The sequence below is a fragment of the Pseudoduganella sp. GW821-FHT12E03 genome (genome assembly GCF_058807115.1).
Genome location: NZ_JBXAQJ010000014.1, coordinates 84,212 through 105,413, shown reverse-complemented (window position 1 = coordinate 105,413; position 21,202 = coordinate 84,212). Strand labels below are relative to the sequence as shown.

The 21,202-nt window shown below is 64.2% G+C and carries 17 protein-coding genes; 7 read left to right on the top strand and 10 right to left on the bottom strand.

Annotation, left to right across the window (positions count from 1 at the left end):
* Nucleotides 1–27: 27 nt before the first annotated feature.
* Nucleotides 28–1,311: a DUF4861 family protein gene (locus AC1RRC_RS28960; RefSeq protein WP_493059129.1), complete on the bottom strand. Its 1,284-nt coding sequence runs from the start codon at nucleotides 1,309–1,311 to the stop codon at nucleotides 28–30.
* 11 nt (nucleotides 1,312–1,322) lie between these two features.
* A complete protein-coding gene (locus AC1RRC_RS28955; protein WP_493059128.1) occupies nucleotides 1,323–3,167 on the bottom strand; it encodes a rhamnogalacturonan lyase in 1,845 nt (614 codons plus the stop codon).
* Between the two features lie 244 nt (nucleotides 3,168–3,411).
* Here AC1RRC_RS28955 and AC1RRC_RS28950 point away from each other — a divergent pair, with 244 nt between their 5' ends.
* Entirely contained in the window at nucleotides 3,412–5,889 is a 2,478-nt protein-coding gene (locus AC1RRC_RS28950; protein WP_493059127.1) for a chemotaxis protein CheW, read from the top strand.
* Nucleotides 5,890–5,985: 96 nt separating this feature from the next.
* Here the strand turns inward: AC1RRC_RS28950 and bcaP are convergent, their stop codons facing one another.
* Both bcaP and AC1RRC_RS28940 read right to left on the bottom strand, forming a co-directional pair.
* Nucleotides 5,986–7,422, bottom strand: coding sequence for a branched-chain amino acid transporter BcaP (gene bcaP / locus AC1RRC_RS28945; RefSeq protein ID WP_493059126.1), 1,437 nt, complete (start codon nucleotides 7,420–7,422; stop codon nucleotides 5,986–5,988).
* A 231-nt stretch (nucleotides 7,423–7,653) separates the two neighbouring features.
* A complete protein-coding gene (locus AC1RRC_RS28940) occupies nucleotides 7,654–7,875 on the bottom strand; it encodes a hypothetical protein (RefSeq protein WP_493059124.1) in 222 nt (73 codons plus the stop codon).
* A 233-nt stretch (nucleotides 7,876–8,108) separates the two neighbouring features.
* On the opposite strand from AC1RRC_RS28940, the gene AC1RRC_RS28935 reads away from it, so the two are divergent.
* Both AC1RRC_RS28935 and AC1RRC_RS28930 read left to right on the top strand, forming a co-directional pair.
* Complete coding sequence (locus AC1RRC_RS28935; protein ID WP_493059123.1) at nucleotides 8,109–8,864, top strand: Crp/Fnr family transcriptional regulator; 756 nt, start codon at nucleotides 8,109–8,111, stop codon at nucleotides 8,862–8,864.
* A gap of 86 nt (nucleotides 8,865–8,950) precedes the next feature.
* A complete protein-coding gene (locus AC1RRC_RS28930) occupies nucleotides 8,951–9,292 on the top strand; it encodes a DUF5710 domain-containing protein (RefSeq protein WP_493059122.1) in 342 nt (113 codons plus the stop codon).
* Nucleotides 9,293–9,304: 12 nt separating this feature from the next.
* On the opposite strand, the gene AC1RRC_RS28925 is transcribed toward AC1RRC_RS28930, so the two are convergent.
* The gene (locus AC1RRC_RS28925; RefSeq protein WP_493059121.1) at nucleotides 9,305–11,194 is read right to left on the bottom strand and encodes an adenylate/guanylate cyclase domain-containing protein; all 1,890 of its coding nucleotides are present in this window, start codon (nucleotides 11,192–11,194) and stop codon (nucleotides 9,305–9,307) included.
* Nucleotides 11,195–11,579: 385 nt separating this feature from the next.
* Here AC1RRC_RS28925 and AC1RRC_RS28920 point away from each other — a divergent pair, with 385 nt between their 5' ends.
* Nucleotides 11,580–12,002 carry a hypothetical protein gene (locus tag AC1RRC_RS28920; protein WP_493059120.1) on the top strand — a complete coding sequence of 141 codons (423 nt, stop codon included), beginning with the start codon at nucleotides 11,580–11,582 and terminating at the stop codon, nucleotides 12,000–12,002.
* A 77-nt stretch (nucleotides 12,003–12,079) separates the two neighbouring features.
* On the opposite strand, the gene AC1RRC_RS28915 is transcribed toward AC1RRC_RS28920, so the two are convergent.
* Entirely contained in the window at nucleotides 12,080–13,963 is a 1,884-nt protein-coding gene (locus AC1RRC_RS28915; protein WP_493059119.1) for a M6 family metalloprotease domain-containing protein, read from the bottom strand.
* 200 nt (nucleotides 13,964–14,163) lie between these two features.
* Here AC1RRC_RS28915 and AC1RRC_RS28910 point away from each other — a divergent pair, with 200 nt between their 5' ends.
* Nucleotides 14,164–14,778 carry a hypothetical protein gene (locus AC1RRC_RS28910; RefSeq protein WP_493059118.1) on the top strand — a complete coding sequence of 205 codons (615 nt, stop codon included), beginning with the start codon at nucleotides 14,164–14,166 and terminating at the stop codon, nucleotides 14,776–14,778.
* A gap of 121 nt (nucleotides 14,779–14,899) precedes the next feature.
* Here the strand turns inward: AC1RRC_RS28910 and AC1RRC_RS28905 are convergent, their stop codons facing one another.
* From AC1RRC_RS28905 to AC1RRC_RS28890, 4 genes are all read right to left on the bottom strand, one after another.
* Nucleotides 14,900–15,754 carry a substrate-binding periplasmic protein gene (locus AC1RRC_RS28905; RefSeq protein ID WP_493059117.1) on the bottom strand — a complete coding sequence of 285 codons (855 nt, stop codon included), beginning with the start codon at nucleotides 15,752–15,754 and terminating at the stop codon, nucleotides 14,900–14,902.
* Nucleotides 15,755–15,768: 14 nt separating this feature from the next.
* Nucleotides 15,769–16,908 (bottom strand): porin, encoded by a 1,140-nt coding sequence (locus tag AC1RRC_RS28900; RefSeq protein ID WP_493059116.1) that lies wholly within the window; start codon nucleotides 16,906–16,908, stop codon nucleotides 15,769–15,771.
* A gap of 139 nt (nucleotides 16,909–17,047) precedes the next feature.
* Nucleotides 17,048–18,394, bottom strand: a complete 1,347-nt coding sequence (locus AC1RRC_RS28895) for an amino acid permease (RefSeq protein WP_493059215.1) — start codon at nucleotides 18,392–18,394, stop codon at nucleotides 17,048–17,050.
* 111 nt (nucleotides 18,395–18,505) lie between these two features.
* Nucleotides 18,506–19,015: a hemerythrin domain-containing protein gene (locus tag AC1RRC_RS28890; protein WP_493059115.1), complete on the bottom strand. Its 510-nt coding sequence runs from the start codon at nucleotides 19,013–19,015 to the stop codon at nucleotides 18,506–18,508.
* A gap of 191 nt (nucleotides 19,016–19,206) precedes the next feature.
* Here AC1RRC_RS28890 and AC1RRC_RS28885 point away from each other — a divergent pair, with 191 nt between their 5' ends.
* Both AC1RRC_RS28885 and AC1RRC_RS28880 read left to right on the top strand, forming a co-directional pair.
* Complete coding sequence (locus tag AC1RRC_RS28885; RefSeq protein ID WP_493059113.1) at nucleotides 19,207–19,578, top strand: BlaI/MecI/CopY family transcriptional regulator; 372 nt, start codon at nucleotides 19,207–19,209, stop codon at nucleotides 19,576–19,578.
* Between the two features lie 2 nt (nucleotides 19,579–19,580).
* Nucleotides 19,581–21,158 (top strand): M23/M56 family metallopeptidase, encoded by a 1,578-nt coding sequence (locus AC1RRC_RS28880; protein WP_493059111.1) that lies wholly within the window; start codon nucleotides 19,581–19,583, stop codon nucleotides 21,156–21,158.
* Nucleotides 21,159–21,202: the final 44 nt, after the last annotated feature.

Sequence of the window (21,202 nt, the reverse complement as noted above, 5' to 3'; positions counted from 1 at the left end):
GGTTGATCGGTGGCGATGGCGCCTTGCTTACTGCGCGCCGGACACCTTGACGGTCACGGGCGTGCGCAGGCGCGCCGCCTCCAGCGCAATCAGCTTGCGCCAGTCGTCCTGTGTTTTATACGGGCTGGCGCGGTCCCAGGCGGCGCCGGTGTAATAGCGCAGCGGCTGGCCGGACGTCACCGGCGCGATAATTAACTGGTTGAGCGCGTCGTCGGCAAAGCCGGTGGACGTGGGCACGATCACGGCCGTGCCGAAGGCGCCGTTGCTTTTTTGCGTGACCCACTGCGCAAGCGAGGCGCCCGCGGCATCGGTCATGAGCGCAATGGCGGGATCCTGTCCCTTGTCGGTCGGCGTTTTATTCAAGCCAACCGCCACGTTCAGCTGGCTCGGACCGGCAAAGGTGAACGTGCTGTCGATCTGGTCAAAGTAGCGGCCCGCATCGACGGTGAAGCGTTTAACTTCCGATACCTGCACGCCGGCCGCGTCCCAGCGGTCGTAGTGCAATTCAAAGATCGCGCGCAGCGGGCCGTTGGCCAGCACTTTCCACGTGGCGTAATTGCGGCCCGTGTGCAACACCTTGCCATCCCAGACGCCGGTGCCGCCCGCGCCGCGCGACTTGCCGACGTTGTACATGTCCATGCCTTCACCCTCGTCGTGGTGGTAATGGTCATGTCCCTTGTTGTACCAGCGGTCGACGATCGGATAGTCGACGCGCTTGAACCAGATATCGAGCCCGCTGGTGAGCAGCACTTCCTTGCCGCTGCCGGCTGGCGCGGGGGCGGCCAGCGCGGGACCGTACGTGCGGTGCGCCACCTTGTCGTTTTCCCACGCGAAGTCGTCCAGCCGTTCCTGCACATAGCGGGCCGACACTTTCGACGGGAAGGGCGGCGCCACGGTTTCCGTGGTGTCGATGGTGAACACCGCGCTGGCTTCGCCCGCCGCGAAATCGTGCTGGAACAGCAGTTCGCCATAGGCGATACCCTTGTTGTCCGGGTCCTTCGCCTGCGGCGCCACATTGGTGACCTGGTACGGTAAAACCTTGCCTTTGGCATCGCGCACGGCGATGCGCTGCAACAGGGCGCCGGGCAGCAGGCGGTTGACTTCACTCCATGGAATGGCGATGGTTTCCGCCGGGCGCGCCTGCTTTAAAGTATGCGAGACGGTGACCTTCATGGTCGCGGCGTGTGCGGCGCCCAAAGCGCCAATTGCGCCGAACAGTACGGTGAACGTTGCGGCAAGCCGGGCCTTGGCGGCCTTGGTGGATGCGGTGGACATCGCTGGGCGGATGCGGGGAATAGTAACGGCAGGCATGGTGTTTTTCATCAGGGAGTGTGAACAGGTTGCAGGACTGGCGGCGCCATGCCGTCGCCCAGGTGGAAACTCGGATGTGGCGGCTGGTTGTAACCGGCGTTTTGCGCGGCCACCTGCACCCGGTATTGGGTATCGTGCATCAAGGTGGGCAGGCGGATCGCGGTCGGCGCGGTGGTGGAAAACACCAGCAAGCTGCGGTTATCCCGGCTGCGCCACACGACTTCCTCGCGCCAGTCGCCCAGCAAGTCCGCCGACAGCACCGGCGTGGCCTTGGTGCCATTGTTGGAGGCGGCGCCCAACTGGCCGCCATCGACCAGGGTGTCCAGGGTTCCAGTGGCGGGGCGCCACTTGGCGATGCGGACTCCATCGAGCGATTCACGCAACGCATCGCCATCCCACCACAGGCCGAAATTCATGGCGCGCGGACGGACCGCCGATATTTCCTTGCCCGCCGCGCTCATCAAGCCGCCGATGGCGCCCCAGCATTCCTCGCCGGGCGACGCCGAGTCGATATCCATGCACACGCCGCGCCCGATATCCTTGCCTTGCCCGTCGATACTCCAGAGGATCGCCCCGGTGGCGGCATCGTGCATTTCCACCCCGTGTTTGCCATAGCAGGACGGTGTTTCGTGCACCATGAAGATTTGCAGTCCGGGCCGGCTTGGGTCGAGTTTGCCGACGTGCAGCGCGTCGCCGTGGCACAGGCCCGTGCTGTATAGCAGCGCGCCTTTGCCGGAGACCGTGGCGGCGCCATACACGATGTCATCGAGGCCGTCGCCATCGGCATCGGCCACCGACAGCCAGTGCGCACCCTGGTGGTACAGGCCCGGCCTGCCCTTTGGGTCATCCCGGTCGGTGTCATACACCCAGCGGCTGGTCAGCTTGCCGCCGCGCCAGTCCCACGCGGCAATGACGGCCCGGGTGTAATAGCCCCGGGTAAACACCGCGCTGGGGCGTGCGCCATCGAGGTAGGCCACGCCGCCCAGGAACCGGTCGACCCGGTTGCCATAGGCATCGCCCCAGGCCGCAACCACGCCGCGCGACGGCAGGTAGGGCGCGCTTGCCATGGCGGCGCCGGTCACGCCATGGAAGACGGTGATGAATTCCGGGCCATCGAGGACATAACCGCGCGCATTGCGGTAATCCTTGGCGCCGTCGCCCAGCACGGCGCCCAAACCGTCGACCGTGCCATCGGCGGTCTTGGCCATCACTTCGGCCTTGCCGTCGCCATCGAAGTCGTACGCCAGATACGTGGTGTAGTGCGCGCCGGCGCGGATGTTCCTGCCAAGGTCGATACGCCACAGGCGCTTGCCATCGAGGCGGTAGGCGTCCAGGTAGGTGTTGCCGGTATAGCCCGCGTGCGAATTGTCGTGCGCATTGGAGGGCTGCCATTTCACCAGCAATTCGTATTGGCCGTCGCCATCGAGATCGGCCGCCGAGCCATCGTTGACTTCATACGTGTACGGCTGCCCGTCCGGCGTTACGCCATCCTGCGGCTTTTGCAGCGGCACGGCCAGGAACGGCTGTTGCCACACCGCGCCGGCGCCGGCGTCCGGCCCTTCCTTGCCATCGGCGATGGTGCGCACCGTGTAGCGGGCGCCCGGCGTGCCATGGGCGTCGGTGAAATTCGATACCGCCAGCGGCGCGGGATTGAGTTTTTTGCCGTCGCGGTACAGGTTGAAGGCGACGCCCGGCGCATCGGTGGCCAGCACGCGCCAGCTGATCAACACCCCGCTGCCGCTGGTGATCGCGACCGCGCCCCGGTCCAGTTTTTCCACCTGGCGGCTGGCGCCGGCCGGCGCGATCACCGCGCAAACGGACAGCAGCGACAGGGCGGCAGGCAACCATCGTTTCATCGTGCACCTCACATGAATAGTGACTGCCGAGTATCAGGATTGCCCTTACGGGTGTCAACGGCGCCACCCTAATCACTCACGGGGATGAGCATGGCCAGGGTGGCCTGGGAATTGCTTTATGGAACTATGCAATACGATTTCCGACGGAAGTTGCTTGCATGATGCGATTTCCAGCTTTCCTGCACGGTTTGTGGGCCGTCACTTGGTGCAGGGCTCCCTTATTTGGACGGCCGGGTGGACGGGTATGAGCAAAATGTTAGACGTCGGCAGGCTGCTGCCGTACATGCACGATGTGGGCCATTGCAAGCGTTCCCTGCATGAACTGAACCTGATGTGGCGCATGATCGAAGCGTCGGCCAAGATGAATTGCGCGGCGGAAGCCCGCTCCATCCTGCCGACCATCGCGGCGACGCGCCAGGGCTTTGGTGAACTGGAAGGGGAACTGGTGGCCAGCCTGGCGCATGAAAAGATGAGCAATGCGCTGGCCGAGTTGAACACCAAGGCGCATTACGTGATTGAAATCGTGGTGCGCAACCTGTATGAGCGCACGGCCGACGTGGGCTTCCTGGCCACCGATTCGGAAATCTGTGAATTCGTCGCCGGCCTGTCCGGCAGCCCCGGTGCGTTGCGCCGCCGGCTGCGCGCCTACAGCCGCAAATACACGGTGTATGACGAAATCATGCTGCTCGATACCGAGGGCAATGTGCTGGTGCAGATCGATGAGGCGACGCCGGTCGAAGGCAGCCGCGACCCGCTGATCGCCCAGACCCTGGCCACCGACGGCTATGTCGAAACCTTCCGCGCCAGCGAACTGCGGCCGGACAAGCGTTCGGCGCTGATTTACTCGCGCCGCATCCATCACCCGCGCACCGGCGCCGTGGTGGGCTTGCTGTGCCTGTGCTTCTCCTTTGAAGAGGAAATGGCGCGCATTTTCGCGACGCACCGCGACCGCCTGCAGCGCTCCAACATGCTGCTGCTCGACGACAGCGGCCAGGTGATCGCCAGCGCGGACCCGGTGTGGATACCGGTCGGCGCGCAGGTGCCCATGAATCCGGCCGGATCGCCGGAACCGATGATGTACGCGGGACGCGAATACCTGGTGCGCACGTTTGCCTCGCCCGGCTACCAGGGCTATCCGGGACCAAGGGGCTGGCAGGGGCAGGTCATGATCCCGCTCGACGTGGCGTTCCACGGCGCGTCCACGGCGGTGCTGGCGGGGCTGGACCAGGCCTGGGCCGACGGCTTGCTGTCGCATGCGCGTTCATTCTGTCCGCCGCTGTTTGAAATCATGAACGCCGCCAACATGATCCGGCGCGTGGTGTGGAACGGGCAGGTGATGTCGGCCGGGCAGGAGGGCGATTTCCTGCGCCTGCAGGCGATCCTGGAACAGATCAGTGAAACCGGGGCGCGCAGCAATGCGCTGTTCCTGGAGTCGATCCGCGACCTGTTTGAAACCGTGCTGTCGTCCGGCTTGCGCAACAGTGAATTCGTGTCGCACCTGCTGGTGGACCTGGCCGACCGCAACCTGTATGAGCGCGTGGCCGATTGCCGCTGGTGGGCGCTGTCGCCGGCGTTGCGCGCGCTGGTGGCCGGATTGCGGGACGGGCCCGATGCGGTGAAAACCAGCGCCATGGAACGCATCCTTGCGCACATCAATTCGCTGTACACGGTGTACACCACCATTGTGGTATATGACGCCGCCGGACGCATCCTGGCCAGCTCGCGCGGCCACGCGGTCGACACCATCGGCGACGCGGCGCTGCAGCGCGTGCTGGCGCTGCGCAGCGACCAGGAATATTACGTGTCGCCATTTGAAGCCAGTCCGCTGTATGGGGACCGGCCGACCTATATTTACCACGCGGCGATCCGCGATCCGCACGATGACGCCACGGTGGTTGGCGGGGTCGGCATCGTGTTCGATGCGGCGGTGGAATTGCGCGCCATGCTGCAGGGGGTGCTGGGCGATACCGAGGCGGGCGGCATGCAGGCGTATTTCGTCGACCGCGCCGGCACGGTGCTGTGCAGCACGGACGCGGCGCGGCCGGTCGGCGGCACGTTGTCACTGGCGCCCGCGATGCTGGCGCTGGACGGCGGCGACAGCCGTTCCGGCTTCATGGCGCATGACGGCCAGTACGCCATCGTGGGGGCGACCGCCTCGCACGGCTACCGGGAGTTCACCGGCGCCGGCGTGGTGGCGGTGGTGATTGAAACCCTGGGCGCCCTGCGCAGCGGCGTACCGCGCCTGCGCCAAAGCGCGGCCTTGCCCGGCGCCACGTCGATGACGGCGTCCGGCGCGGAATTTGCCACCTTTTATGTCGATGCCGGCCAGTTCGCGATTGCCGCCACCGATGTGCAGGAAGCCCAGTGCGCGTCGAAAATCCGTCCCGTCACCATGGGCGGCGGCGCGGCCTGTGTCGGCGTGATTCCACTCGATGCGGCCGATGACCTGTGCTGGGTCTACGATCTTGGCGTGCTGCTGCATGGCCGTCCGACGCCGCTCACCCAGCGCTCGCAAGTGATCGTGGCGCGCAATGAGGGCAAGACGGTGGGTTTGCTGGTCGATGACCTCGACGTGGTGGCCAAGTTCGACGAGGCGCAAATCACCCCGGTGCCACTGTTCCATACCGACCAGGCCGCGCTGGTCAAGCGGGTCGTCAACCCGGGCAGCGGTGCGGGGCTGATCCAGATTATCGATGCGGCGCAGGTGTTTGCCGCTGTTTGACGTGTGTCGCTGAAGAAAAAAAGCCTGCCGCATGACGCGGCAGGCTTTTTTATCGCAGGCGCCGGACCATCAGGCCGGGTGCCTTCTTCCCGGGAATTACTTCACCGGCGCCGCATTGGCGGGCGGCAGACCGGCTTGCGCCTTGTTCAGCAGCGAGTGGTGGCGCGCATAGCCGAAGTACACGGCCAAGCCGATCGCCAGCCAGATGCCGAAGGCGATCCAGGTGGTGACGGTCAGGAAGGCCATCAGCGAGATGCAGAAGCCGATCGCCAGCATTGGCACCACCGGCACGCCAGGGCAGCGGAATGCGCGGTGCAGGTCGGGGCGCTTCTTGCGCAGCACCATCACGGCGATCGACACCAGGCAGAAGGCCGCCAGAGTGCCGATGTTGATCAGCTCGGCCAGCACGTCCAGCGGCACCACGGAACCAATCAGGCCGAACACGATGCCAACGATCCAGGTGCACAGGAACGGGGTGCCGAAGCGCGGGTGGATTTTCGACAGGCGCTGCGGCAGCAGGCCGTCGCGCGACATGGCGAAGATGATGCGGGTCTGGCCGTAGGCCATCACCAGGATCACCGTGGTCATGCCCATGATGGCGCCCAGCGACACGAAGCCGGCGAACCAGTTTTGTCCGGTCTTGGACAGCGCCAGCGCGACCGGCTTGTCCAGCGCGGAAGCGAATTCGCGGAACGGCACGATGCCGGTCATGATGGCCGACACGATCACATACAGGACGGTGCAGATCGCCAGCGAACCGATAATGCCGATCGGCAGGTCACGCGCGGGGTTCTTGACTTCCTCGGCCGCCGACGTCACCGCGTCGAAGCCGATGAAGGCAAAGAACACGATGGCCGCAGCGCCCATGATGCCGCTGACGCCGAATGGCATGAACGGTTCCCAGTTGGCGGTTTGAACGTGGCCGGCGCCGGTGGCGATGAACAGCAGCACCACGGCAATCTTGATCACCACCATGATGCCATTGACGCGGGTCGATTCACGCACGCCCCAGCTCAGCATGGCGGTAATGATCAGCATGATCAGCATGGCCGGCAGATTGAAGTAGGTTTTCACGCCGGGCAGAGCGCCGGGCGCGGCGGATAATTCCACCGGGATGTGCAAACCAATGCCGCCAATCAAATGCTGGAAGTAGCCGGACCAGCCGACCGCCACGGCGGACGTGGCCAAGCCGTATTCGAGCAGCAAGTCCCAGCCGATCATCCAGGCCACCAGTTCGCCCATGGTGGCGTAACTGTAGGTATAAATCGAGCCGGCCACCGGCACGGTCGAGGCGAACTCCGCATAGCACAGGGCGGCGAAACCGCAAGCCAGGGCCGCCACCACGAACGCCAGCGGCAGTGCCGGACCGGCTTTCAGCGCGCCGGTGCCGGTCAACACGAAAATACCGGTACCAACAATGGCGCCAATACCCATCATGATCAGGTCGAACGGGCCCAGTACTTTCTTCAGGCCGCCAGGCTTGCGGCCATCGGCCAGCATCTGGTCCAGGTTCTTGGTTCTAAAAATACTCACTTCTTCTCCAATCGGTCTCTTTATTGAGTTTCTGTCTTGTTCCGGCTGGCCCTGGATAAGGAACCGGAATGCACCTCATACGCCTGTGTCGTTTGGCGCTGCCGGATACTAGCACAGGCTGCACTGCGGAAGCTCAAAAACTGTATCAAATCCTTAACTTTTGCCGATGAAAAAAACCTGCCGAAGCAGGTTTTTTAATAGGGTGTTTCAAAGTGCCCATCCAAGATGCAATCAATGCAACAACTTGCCCGTGCGCGGATGAACATAGCGGCTGCCGGCATAGGCGCCGACGGCGGGCGCCTGGCGGTCCAGCCGCGCCTGCACCAGCTTTTGCCAGGCGCTGACCCAGCGCGAAGCGACCATGCATTCTTCCGTTGATCGGGCGCCCAGCGTGCGTTCCACTGCCATCTTTTGGCGTTTCAGGGCATACAGGGCTTGTGCAAAGTTGTCCATTTTTAATTCATTGTGAGTTGAGGGTGGCTGCCCCTGGAGATTCCTATTATCCCGGCTTGTGTGCGGGCTGAATGTTCGTTACCTCACGTAGGACAAAGATGACACCGCATGATGCTTTTGTACTACATCAGGGGAACACGTATTCCGATACAGCCGAGTAGCAAACAGCAATACAGTGTAAGCATGCAATAGCGACAACGTCCGCCCCCAAATCAGAATAACGAGGTGCTCACATGTTCAACACACAATCCATCGCCGCTCCCGCCCGCGCCGCACTGCCAGTCAGCCTGACGGGCGCCCAGCAAAACGAATTGCTGCGTGCATTGGAGCGCGCCGAACTGGAAAGCCTGTTCCCGCACCTGGAACTGGTGCAGTTGCCTGCCGGTAAGGAATTGTTTGGCTTTGGCGACCGCCTGGACTACGCTTACCTGCCGACCAACGCGATTATTTCGCTGCAATACATTAATGAGGACGGCGCCACCACGGAAATCGCCATGGTCGGCCGTGAAGGGATTGCCGGCGCGGCCATGTATCCGGACGAGCGCGCCACCCATACCGCGATCGTGCAATGCGCCGGCTATGCCTACCGCCTGCACACCGACGTGCTGCGGGCCGCGTTCCGCGATGGCGGCACCCTGGCGCAACAATTGATGCGGCATACCAGCATCATGTTTGCGCAACTGGCGCAAAGCGTGGTCAGTAGCCGTCACAGCAGCATCGACCAGAAGCTGTGCCGCTGGCTGCTGGACCGCCTCGACCGTTCGCTGTCGGCTGAACTGGCCGTCACGCAAGAGTCGATTGCCAACTTGCTGGGCGTGCGCCGCGAAAGCATCACGGCGGCCTGTGGCAAGCTGCAACAGGATGGCATGATCGAATGCCGCCGGGGCAAGATCGTGGTGCTGGACCGGGAAGGGCTGGAACTGGGCGCCGGGGCCTGCTATTTTGCCGCGCGCGGCAAACCGGAACAATTTGCCGCCGCCGCATCGTAAAACCCGCCGCCAGGCGGGGCGCCCTCCCTTGCGGGCGCCCGCCGCGTGGCCGATAATGCGCTGCCTTCATTACGAGACAGCCGCCCATGACCGCCACGCCACCGATTGATGTCCCTTTTGACTTGCCCTTTGATCCCCCCTTTAAGTGCCGCCTGGCGGGAGAGGGCGCGGAGCGCTGGGTGGAAGTGCGGGCCGACGGTTCCACGGTGGACTGCGCGGCGCCGGTGATCGTGGTCCCCGCGGCGTCGGCCGCCGCAACGCGCGCACCGTCCAAGCCGTCGGCGAAAGCCGTCACCACCCTGAAAGTGCCGTACGCGGAAAAAGACGAAGCCAAGCAGCTTGGCGCGCGCTGGGATCCGAAACGCAAGAAGTGGTACGTGCCGGCCGGGGCCGACACGGCGCTGTTCGAGCGCTGGCTGGAAGCCTGAGCCCGGGGCGGCTTATTCCGCCAGCCCCGCCTTGCGCCACAGCGGCAGGTATTTTTCTTCGTAATACTTTTTATAGACCGCCGGGCTCGATGGTTGCGGCTTGGAAAATTCCGGGATGCGGTATTGCGGCGCGACCCGTTTTAGCTCCGCCAGCGCGGCTTGCTGGCGCGGCGTGTCGCTCTTGTCCGCATACACCATGGCCAGGATCGCGTAGCAATTCGGGTAGGCGGGATGGGCTTGCGTGCCTTTCAGGCACCAGTCGCGCGCGGCATCGTTGTCCCCCAGTTCCATGTGGGCCCGGGCCAGATTCGTGAAAATGGTTTCCGGCGGATGTTTCGGATCCAGGGTGAGGGCTTGGTGCAAACGGGCGATCGCTTCTTTAGGTTCGCCCAGCGCAATATGCATGTTGGCCAGGCCGATATACGGCAGCAGGCTTTTCGGCCGCGCCGCGAGATAGGCGTCGGCCGCGCTGCGCCAGCCGGGGAAGTCGTCGTGTTTCGACGCATAAAAGCCCTGCGCATACAAGATATCGGCATTGTTCGGGTCCAGGCTCCGGACCCGGGCGCAAATGTCGCGCACCTCGGCCCACTGTTTTTCCCGCACGTCGTCCGGGGTCTGGTTGCCGAAGTTATAGGCTTGCCGGAACAGGGAAACCGCCAGGTCGGTCAGCGCGTAGACATTGTCCGGCTCCAGCGCCAGCGCCTGCCGGTTCAGCGCTTCGCTTTGCCGCAGCACCGGCAGGGTCTGCGACTTCAGGCGCAGCGCCGCCGCGCGTAGCAGCAAGTCCGCGGCTTTCGGGCTGCTGCCGCGTTTTTCCGCTTCGCTGGCCGCCACGATGACCATTTGCCGGCCGATGCTGTTGCCGATCTGGTTCGTCACCTGGTCTTGCAGCGCAAACAAATTCGTCAAGTCGCCATCGAGCGTGTACGCCCACAGGGTGGCGCCGCTTTGCGCATCGGTCAGGGTGACGCTGATGCGCACCTTGTCGCCGCTCGACAGCACATTGCCTTGCAAGATAAAGCGCACCCCGGCATCCTTGCCGATCTGCTGCGCGCTTAAATTCTTGTCGCGGTAGCTTTGCGCGGTGGCGGGGGAGCTGACATAGGCGTCGCGGATGCGCGCCAGGTCGGCCGTGATGCTGCTGGTCAGCGCGTCGGCGACATAGGCTTTTTGCGCGTCGCCGGTCTGGTTGGCAAACGGTAGCACGATAATCGACAGCGGCGCGGCCGACACCGCCGCTGCCGGTACGGTTGCCGGCGTCAGCGGCCCGCTCAGCCACCAGGCGCTTGCTCCCGCCAGTACCGCGATCACGGCCCCGGCGGCCAGCAGCGGTTTGCCGGAGCGTGGTTTGACCGGCCCCTTGCGGGTGGCCGGGGCATTGGCCAGGTTGATGCGGTAGGCGCGGATCGGGCGCGTGATGTTCTTGATGGTCAAGTCGCCCAGGTCTTCAAACAGCACGTCGAGGTCATTGCGGACCTGGTCGCGCACGGCGCCGGACACGCAAATGCCGTCTTGCGGCGCAAACGGTTCCAGCCGCGCCGCGACATTGACACCGTCGCCGGACACGTCGTCGCCATCGATGATGATGTCGCCCAGGTTGATACCGATGCGCATCAGCATCTTGTCTTTTTCATCGGAGCTGGCTTGCGCGGCATGGTTTTGCCGCTGCATGTCGACCGCGCAATTCAAGGCGGCGCTGCCGGTCGGGAATTCGGCCAGGAAGCCGTCGCCGGTGGTCTTGATGATGCGCCCGCCATATTGGCTGACAAAGGGATTGAACAAATTTTCCCGCAAGGCGCGCACCCGCGCGAACGTGCGCGATTCATCGCGCTCCATCATGGCGCTGTAGCCGACGATGTCGGCCACCATGATGGCCGCCAGTTTGCGTTCAATTTCCGGCACGGTTCCTCGCTCTGTCGCTGATGGGGATGTTGACTCTGGAATAGCGGAACCATTATCGCATGCGCGAGTTAGCGAAATGCAAGTGTTGTTATTCAGGCGTTCAGGATGGCGTCAGGCAAAAAAAATGCCCGCCGGGAGGCGGGCAAAATCCAATTCTTTTGAAGAGCTGGAGGAGACAAGTGCAATGATGCGGCAATTTTCGCCCCAATGCAAATTTCCATTTGCCATATGACATATATGCGAAATTAATATCTCTACCTGAAAGCGGGCCCGCCAATGACCGCGCGATTACCTGCGACGTAATTGGCCAGCCTGCGCGGACGGGCGACACTGGCGTCACTTCAACGCACCATCAACGCACCATCAACCGCCAAGGAGCCACACCATGAACGCCATCCAATCGTCCCGTTTCCTGAAAAACGCTTTCCTGGCCGATGCCGCCGCCACCGGCATGCTGGCCGTGCTGCACCTGGCGCGCCCGCAAGGCGTCACCGGGTTGCTGAACTTGCCGGAACCGCTGTTGCAGGGCACGGGGCTGTTCATGACCGGTTATGTGCTGATGCTGCTGGGACTGGCGGCCAGCCGCACCTTGTGGCGGCCACTGGTGCTGTTGGTGGTGGTGGGCAATGTGCTGTGGGCGCTGGCCAGCATCGATATCGTCGTGCTGGGGCTGGTGGAGCCGAGCGGACTGGGCGCCGCCTATGTGGTGCTGCAAGCGCTGGGGACGCTGGGGCTGGCGTGGCTGCAATACCTGGGCTTGAAAAAATCGCCGCTGGCGGCGCCCGTACGCGCGGCAGCGGCAATGTGAGAAGGTGTCAGTCAAACAGTTGCGGCAATCGTCGAAGGCGGCGGCAGGCTACGCCGCCGCCAACTGAGCGGCCCCGCTTACTTTTGCACGGTCAGCGTGTAATTGCCCGCGCCGCTGTAGGAATACACGGTGATCCGGTAATACGCGTTGGCCGCCGCGTACGTGATCGCCTCGGTGGACGTCGGGGTGGTGGATTCCGCGACTTTGACCCACGCGCTGCCATCCCACTTTTCCAGCTTCAGTTCGAAGTCCGCGTTCGTCGGGCCGGTCAGGTTGAGGCGCAGGGTGCCGCCCGCATACAGGAAGTACGGTGACGGCTGGATCACCGACGCGCCGCTGGCCAGGTAGCCGGTGTAGACATCGCCGGTCGGGCCGACGTCAAACGAAATGGTTTGCGCGGGCGTGCTGATGTTGGTGACCGACAGGCCCGAGGCATAGCCATTCCACCATTTCGAATTGGTGCCACGGTTGGTGGACGCGTTCGGCAGGGTGTCGGTGAAGGCGCGCGTGGTGGTGCCGTTATACAGGTCGGTGGCGTCGCTGCGGTTGACCTTGTATTCCGGATCGCGCCGTCCGTCCGCATGTTCCATCTGCACGTACGGGTGCCATTCGTCGGAATTGTTGCCGGCCGGGTCCACGTGCCACACCGCCAGGCCCTGGCCGGGCTGGTACAGGTTTTGGCCGCTCTGGTGGATCGCTTCCAGGTAGAACGCTTCCTGCTGGTTGGCCGGATTGGACCAGCGGTACAGCGCATGGGAACCGGACGTGTGGCTCAGGCGCCCCTTGGGTGCGGTGGCGTTGATGGCGGGATTCAGTTCCGTCACGGTATCCCAGCCCACCAGGTAGCGGAAGAAGCCGACCGGCGGGGTCGGGCGGAATTTGCTTTGCGCGCCGATGCCGCCATAGCCCATCAGGCAATAGCTGGCCACCGAGCCTTCCGACGTGCCATCGTAATCGTACAGGTCGGGCCAGCCCATCACCAGGTGGCCGGTTTCGTGCGAGAAGGTGCCGATCGACATGCTGTTGCCCATGTTGGTGATCTGGTAGCTGCCGGTGCACACGTTATTCGAACAGAACTGGTTGCTCAGCCAGCCCATATGGGGCCACAAGCCTTTCGACCAGGCGCTGTCCGATTCGCCCGCGTAGAAGAAATTCAGGCCGCGGATACGTTTATTGGCGTCGACCGACAGGGTGGAAAAGTCGAAGCCCTGGGTGGTTTTCAACCAGTTCAGCGCTTCGGAAATCAATTCCTGCGAGCGCACCGAGGAACTGAGGCTGCTGTCGGCGTAATACGATTTGTTGTATTTCGCGCGGTAGTAGCGCGTGACGGTATTGGTGTAGTCGAGCTTGTTGCCGGACACGGTCTGGAAATAGCCGCGCACCGATTGCGCATTGCCGAAGCCGGTGTAGGGCACGTCGTTCAGGAAGGAATTGACTTGCGCCTGCGTGATGGTGCCGGCCAGGTCCGGGAAATCGATAATCACGGTCAAGCCTTTGACCGGGCCCGAGACGGCGGCCAGCGCGGGGGCGGCGGCCAATTTCGCGGTGGTCGTGCTGGCCGATTCCGGCGCCTTGCCATGCATTTGCTGGTACTTTTCCTTGGCCTTGCGCGCCCGCGCTTCGGCGCCCAGGCCTTGCTGCTGTTTGTTCGCGGTGGCGAAGCTGCGCAGCTTGGCATTGGTGGCCAGCACGCCGGTCGAGACCAGGTCGTCGCCCGCCGCGTTGAGTTCGGCGTAGCACAAGCCTTTCTTTTTCGCGTCGAACACCACCAGCGAACCGTCGTCGGTGCGTTGCTCCGCGTAGTAATCATTACCGTCAAGGTGAACGCGCAGCTTTTCGCCATTGGGCTGCTTGTATTCAAAAACATGGTCCTGGTAGGGCATGCCGGCGTGGGCGAACAGGCTGGCCAGTAACAAAGTGAGGCCGGCCGCCGCGCGGCGGCCGTGGTGCGCGAATGTCATGTAAGTCTCCTGGTTCTTGTTGTGGAACCGGAAAGCTTATGCAGATTTCATCGCCGGGTCTTGATGGATTTGCACAGTGTGCGCCACCAAATCGGCACAGCAGGCCGGGCGCGGAAATGACAATAATCGGTCTGGACTTTGACCCGGACCGTGGTTGCCGATATATTGAACCGGTCCCGCCACAGTTTTCATTCACTACGATGCCGACCAAATCCGCTGTCCTGATGCTGGCCGCCTTGCTGGCCGCGCCCGCCGTTTTTGCCGCCAACAGTCCCCATGTGATCCAGGGCATGCGGGTCGGCGACAACAAATACAAGATCATCAGCATTACCAACATGAAGTGCGCCGAGGCGCGCAAGCAGACCTTGCCCTACGAGCCGCGCAGCGAAGTCGATGCGCTGGTGTGCAACTGGAGTTCGAACGGCAAGGCGTTTATCGTGCTGAACACGGTCGCGCCGGAGACCCTGGCGGTGAAGTTTTATGCGCCGGCGGTGCGGGTCGGTGAAATCACCGCCAATTACGCGCAGGGGGTGACGTACGACCAGTTGCGCGCCGAGTTCAACGCCAAGCCGTTTTCCGAAGTCACACCGGGCAAAGGGCAGTTTGGCGAAGCGTACTGGATCGATGGCGAATTGCTGACGCGGCTGTCGTGCAGCAAAACCGCGTGCACGGTGACCTCGGGCAGCCATTACGGCAAAGCCAAGCAAATGACGGACGAGCGGCTCAAGGCGGACAAGATCGCGCGGCTGGCCGCGGCGGAAAAGGTGTCCGCCAGCGAGAAGGCGTCGGCCAGCGGGAAGGCGTCGGCTAAGTAAGCCTGCGCCGCCTGCCCATGCCTTAAACACGCGCCACTGAGCCGCGCCACCGAGCCGCACCTTCGATCCGCGCTGCGGGTCCGCGCACCCGGCGGTAACGGGCGCCGGCCATGCCAGCGGGTTATTGCATCCGTTCGTACTCCCGGATCAGCGCGGTCAACTGGCCGCGCCCATGGGCGCCGACCCATTGCCACATGGCCTCCACCCGCGCCGTGTGCGCCGCGTAGTATTGCCTGCTGGCGGCCAGGAAGGTACGGGAACTGCGGATCGGGCGCTCCAGCCGCCGCACCTTGTCGCCATAGCGTATGCGCAGCACCGCATCGAGGTCGGTCGGCGTGGTGACGGTCGCCGCATAAGCGTCGACCCGGCCCATCAGCAGCTTTTCAATGTTGCGGTCCAGGTCCGTCGCGCCGGCGTCCACCAGGTATCCCTCGGCGCGCAATTGCGCGGCATAGGCGATGCCCTGGATGATGCCCAGGCGCTTGCCCTTGAAATGCGCTACCGTGTCGACGTCGGCGGGGATGCTGTCCGCGCCACGCACGAACAGGTAGGTGGTGGCTTCGATCGAGCGGCGCGGATCGGGCTTGCCGTCCTGGCCGAGCGGCATCGCGGTGATCGTCACGTCGCTGGGCGTGGCGTTCAGCGGCGCCATATCGACGCTGCCTTCGGCCAGCGCCACGCGGATGCGCGCCACCGGCACCCGCACGAACGTCACCGTGCAGCCGGCGCTGGCAATCATTTTCCGGATCAGTTCCACCCCGGCGCCCGGCTTGTCGGGCACGGTGTCGCCCGCGCCGAAATAAAACGGCGGCGCGTGGCGGTCGGTGTAGGCGACCCGGATCGGGGCGCAGGGTTCCGCTGCGCGCACCGGGGCGGCGGCCCCCAGCAGCACGGCCAGCGCCAGGCTTGCCAATGGCAGAGGGAACGCCAATGGCGGCGCTGGCGTTCCAGGGAATTGGGGGGCGGCAGGCGTCATGGCGGCCGGCGCGCCTAAAAACTATGCTGCAAGCCGATCGCCGCCGTGCGGCGGGTGTCGGCGCCGTCGGGCGCATAGGCGGCCTGCGACGCGGCGCTGGAACCCCAATAACCGCGCCAGCCGCCGCTCCAGTGGTTCCAGTCCATGCTGAGCAGCAGGGCGGTGCGGCGCGACAGGTCATAGGACAGTACCACGTAGGCCGCGCGCTGGATGCCGCCTTCGCGCGCGGAAAACAGGGTGGTATCGGGGCTGTGCGCATAAAACACGGCGCTGCGCAGGCGCCACAGCGGCGACAGCGCCGGCAGCGGCAGGGTCAATCCCAGCAGTGCGAAACGCACCTGGTGGTCGGCCGGCGCGGGGATGCCGACGTAGCTGAAATCCATGTTGCCGAGCGCCTGGCCGGCCGCACCGACCGTGAAGCCCTTGTCGCGGCGGGCGGCCAGGACCGCCGCATGGAGCAGCGTGCCGTCCGGCCCCCAGCCGGGCACGGGCCACGCGATCCCGGCCGTGCACACGCTGGCGCGCAAGCCGTTGCCGTCGTGCGCCACCTGGCAGGCGGCCATGGCCACGCGGGGCGCATCCATGTAGCCCGCCACCACGGCGGTCAGGTCGCCCCGGTTGCCGGCCCGTTCCCCCATCGACACCATGGCCCCGGCAAACCACGGTCCGGCTTCATACCGGTAGCGCACCGCGTTGTCGAAGCGCGCCCCGGTCCAGATGCCGGGCCACACGGTTTCCAGCTGGCCCGCGCCTTTGGCGGGATCGACCCGCACCAGGGTTTCCACCGCACCGCCGATGATTTGCAGCCGTCCCGCATCGAGCTTGCCCCAGCGGCCATCGAGCCCCACCGACGCTTCGCGCCCGAACAGGGTGCCATGGCGCATGGCGCCGGTGTCGGTCAGGAAGCCCGCATCGAGCCGCGCGCGCACCTGCACGCCATCGGCCAGTGCTTCCTGCGAGCGGAAGCTGATGAACAGCGGGGACATATTGGTTGGCGTCATTTCCACCTTGCCGCGTCCGGCCGGATCGGTGTGGGTGGAACTGCGCACCGCGGCGGCGATGCCGCCTTGGATGCTGAGTTGGGCGTGGCAGCCGGCGGCGCACAGGGCCAGGGCCAGGCCAACGGGGACAGCGCGGTGCAGGGGTGTTTTCATGGGAATGAAAGTTGTCCGGCGTCACACCACTGTAGCACCTGCGCTTTGCTGCTCATATGCAAGCCGCGTCGCCGCCGGCGCTTTTTCACCTTTCGGTGCGCGCCGACAACGTTATATATTGCGATATATAACGGACCGGTCAGCCCTTGGCCGGACGCAGCTTGTAGCCGATGCCGAGCACCGCCAGCCAGGCGGGAATCAGGTACACGGAGAGGCGCAAGTCCGGCGTCAGGTACATCACCACCAGGATCGCGGCCAGGAAGGCCAGGCAAATGTAATTGGTCAGCGGATAGCCCAGGCTGCGGAAGGCCGTCATCTTGCCGGTGGCGGCTTTTTGCTGGCGGAAGCGCAGGTGGATCCAGCTGATCATGCCCCAGTTGATGATCAGCGCCGATACCACCAGCCCCATCAGCAAGCCAAAGGCTTCACCCGGCAGGAAGTAGTTGACCAGCACGGCAATCCCGGTCGATGCGGCCGAGACGCCCAGCGCGGCCAGCGGCACGCCGCGCTGGTTGACCTTCAGCAGCGCGCGTGGCGCATTGCCTTGCTGCGCCAGGCCGAACAGCATGCGGCTGTTGCAGTAGACGCCGCTGTTATACACCGACAGCGCCGCGGTCAATACCACCACGTTCAGGATATGGGCGACGAATTCCGCGTTGAGCGCGTGGAAAATCAGCACGAACGGGCTGCCGCCGGTGACGACTTTTTGCCATGGGTACAGCGACAGCAGCACGCCCAGCGCGCCGACATAGAAAATCAGGATGCGGTAAATCGCCTGGTTGGTGGCTTTCGGGATCGTCACGGAAGGATTGTCCGCTTCGGCCGCGGTAATGCCGACCAGTTCCAGCCCGCCAAAGGAAAACATGATGACTGCCATCGCCATCACCAGGCCCGAGACGCCGTTCGGGAAAAAGCCGCCATGCTGCCACAGGTTGGCCACGGTGGCTTCAGGGCCGGCCGTGCCGGACGCCAGCAGGTAGCCGCCGTAACCGATCATGCCGACAATCGCCACCACCTTGATGATGGCAAACCAGAATTCCATTTCGCCGAACGCTTTCACGTTCAACAGGCTGATGGCGTTGATGATGACGAAGAACCCTAGCGCCGAGGCCCAGGTTGGCACCTCGGGCCACCAGTACTGGACATAGATGCCGACCGCCGTCAGTTCCGCCATCGATACCAGGATGTACAGAACCCAGTAATTCCAGCCCGACATGAAACCGGCCAGGTTGCCGCAATACTTATCGGCAAAATACGAGAACGAACCGGCCACCGGTTCATCGACCACCATTTCACCCAGCTGGCGCATGATGAGGAAGGCTATCGCCCCGGCCACCGCATAGCCCAGCAGCACGGACGGGCCGGCCATCTTGATGGTTTGTGCAATGCCGAGGAACAGCCCGGTCCCGATCGCGCCGCCGAGGGCAATCAGCTGGATATGCCGGGCTTTCAAGCCCCGTTTCAATTCGTGATTCCCGTCCTGCATCTTCAGTTCTTCCTTGTCGTTGTTATTCGGCGCATTTGTATGCATCCGGCGCCGTGATCATAAAAGAAAAAAGCCCACCAGTGGTGGGCTTCGTTGTCAGGAATGCAGGGTTCAGCGGGCCGGGTCGGGAATCTGTTGTTTGCGCTCCGCCATCTGGATGCCCAGGGCGACCAGGTCGAGGCGCGATTTGCGCACTTTCGGGAACATGTCCGTTTCCTCTTCTTCCACGTGGTGCTCGATCTGTTCGGACAGCACGGTGACCTTGGCGTCATACAAATCGTCGCCCGCATCCATCGTCAGCAACTGGGCAATCAATTGTTTGGCCGATGCGTGTTCGACGATGGCCTCATCGATGGTGTCTTCGAATTCCTTGCCCAGCGTGCGCACGGCGGGATAAAACAGCTCTTCTTCGATCATGGTGTGCTTGGTCAGTTCATTACAGATTTCATCGACCAGCTTCTTTTTGCTGACCATGGCGCGGTCGCCCAATCCGTCGAACTGTTCAAACAGGTCCTTGACGTGTTCATGGTCTTCCATCAACAGCGCGATGGCGTCGTTGGGCTGGGATTCCGTTGCAATCGATTTCGGGATCGCTTTGCTCTTGCCGGTATGGGTACGCATGGTGACTCCTTGGTGGTTGGATGATGCAGGCTCACAGTGTGGGGGCTGCGCCGGCGCGGTTCGGTGCGGCAGCTAACGGATTGACCGAGCGGGCATCGTTTCCCGGTGTGCGACATGTGTCGCATATTGATATTGCAAGGTATGCGACATGTGTCGTATGATGGCGTCGTTAGTCGCTTAAAGGAGTTTGTATGACCCCGTCCGTCACTGAATTGAGTTTATTGAAGTGCCTGTGGAAGCAGCAGCCGTTGAGCGCGCGTGAAATCCATGGCGCGGTGGAACAGGAACTGGGCTGGTCGTCTTCCTCGACCCGCAAGACGCTCGAGCGCATGCTGGAAAAAGGCATGGTGGAGCAGCACACCGCCCACGGCGTGCAAGTGTATACGGCGGCGCTGGACAAGGTGGAAACCCTGGCCGCGTTTGCCCACGATTTTGGCAAGCGGGTCATGGAAATGGATGCCCCGCTGCCGGTCAATATGTTTACTGGCAGCAAACTGGTCGACCAGCATGAATTGGCGGAACTCGAACAATTGCTGCAGGACTGGCCTGCGGGCAAGGTGTAACCATGGGGGCGCTGATGTCTTTTACGCTGGCGTTCCTGCAAGCCAGTGTGACGTGTGTGGTGGCGGCCGCCGTACTGCTGGCGGTGCTGGCGCTGCTGCGGCGCCGCTGGCCCGGTGTGGCGTCGCAGCGCCTGGTGTGGCTGCTGGCCATGGCCGCCGCCGCCGGGGCTTTCATGCTGGCGTTGTCACCGGCCAGCGCCGGCTGGCGGGTGTTGCCGTCGATTGAAATTGCCCGTCCCGCCGCGGGCGCGTTGCCTTCCTTGGCGCTCGATGGGGAAGAAGGCGGCGAGGGCGGCAATGGCGGCGACGATGGCGGATTGGTGCTGGCGGCCACGCCGGCGCCGCGCTGGCTGCTGGTGCTGTCCGGCGGCTGGCTGCTGTGCTACGGCGCCGGCCTGGGGGTGGGCGTGGTGAGGCTGGTGCGCGCCCGCCGCGCGCTGCGGGGCTTGCTGGCGTGCGCCACGCCGCTCGATGCCCGGGCGCTGGCCGGCCACGCCGGGTTTGATGGTGCGCCGTGCGGCACGCCCGCCGTGCTGGAATCCTGCGCGCCGGTGTCGCCAATGCTGGCCGGCTTGCTGCGTCCGGTTTTGCTGTTGCCGCGCCACCTGCGCACGTTTGATCCGGCGCAGCAGCGATTGATGATTGCCCACGAACTGGCGCATTGGCAGCGGCGTGACCACTGGTGGCTGCATGCGAGCCTGCTGCTGCAGACGGTGTTCTGGTTCAATCCTGCGCTGAAGGCGCTGGCGGGCCGCTTGTCCCATGCGCAGGAGCTGGGCTGCGACCGCCATGTGCTGGCGCACCGTCCGGTGGCCGCGCGGCGCGACTATGCGGCGGCCCTGGTGGCTCAGCTGAAGGTGCAATTGACGGCGCGCCACACCGGCGCCATCGGCCTGGCGGCGCCCTTTGCCGGTGCGGGAACCGGCGCCGCCGCGGCGGTGCATGAACGGCTCGGCCAGTTGCGCTTGCCGGATCTCGGTGGGTCGACCCGGTTGGCCGCCACCGGTAAAACCGCGCTGGGCGCCTGCTGTGTTGCCGTGATCGGCGCCGCGATGCTGCTGCAGCCAGCGTTTGCGTGGCGGGCGCCGGTGCTGTCGGTGACGGGGACGGCGGACGCCGGCGCGCAATCCTCGCCGCACACCGCGCGTGGCGACGCCATGCTGCCGGTGTGGCAAGCGCCGCTGGCCCGCGTCAAAGTCAACAGCGCCTATGGCCCGCGCCCGGTGCGGCCGACCACGCAAGCGAACCCGTTCCACCACGGCGTGGACTTGAACGCGCGGCGCGGCACCGCGCTGCTGGCCCCGGCCGATGGCATTGTTGCGGAGTCGACCGACCTGTACCAGGGCCAGGAGAAATTCGGCAAGGTGATTGTGATCGACCATGGCGGCGGCCTGCGTTCCATGTATGCCCACCTCGACCAGCGCACCGTCAGTGCCGGCGACGCCGTGACGGCCGGCCAGGCCATCGGCAAGACCGGCAATACCGGCAAGACCACCGGGCCGCACCTGCACTTTGAAGTCGTGCGGGATGGCGAGCGCATCGACCCGCAGCGGCTGATTGCCGCGCTGCGCGCCCGGTAATTCCCCCGTCGGGGGGGGGGGGGGGGGGGGGGGGGGGGGGGGTA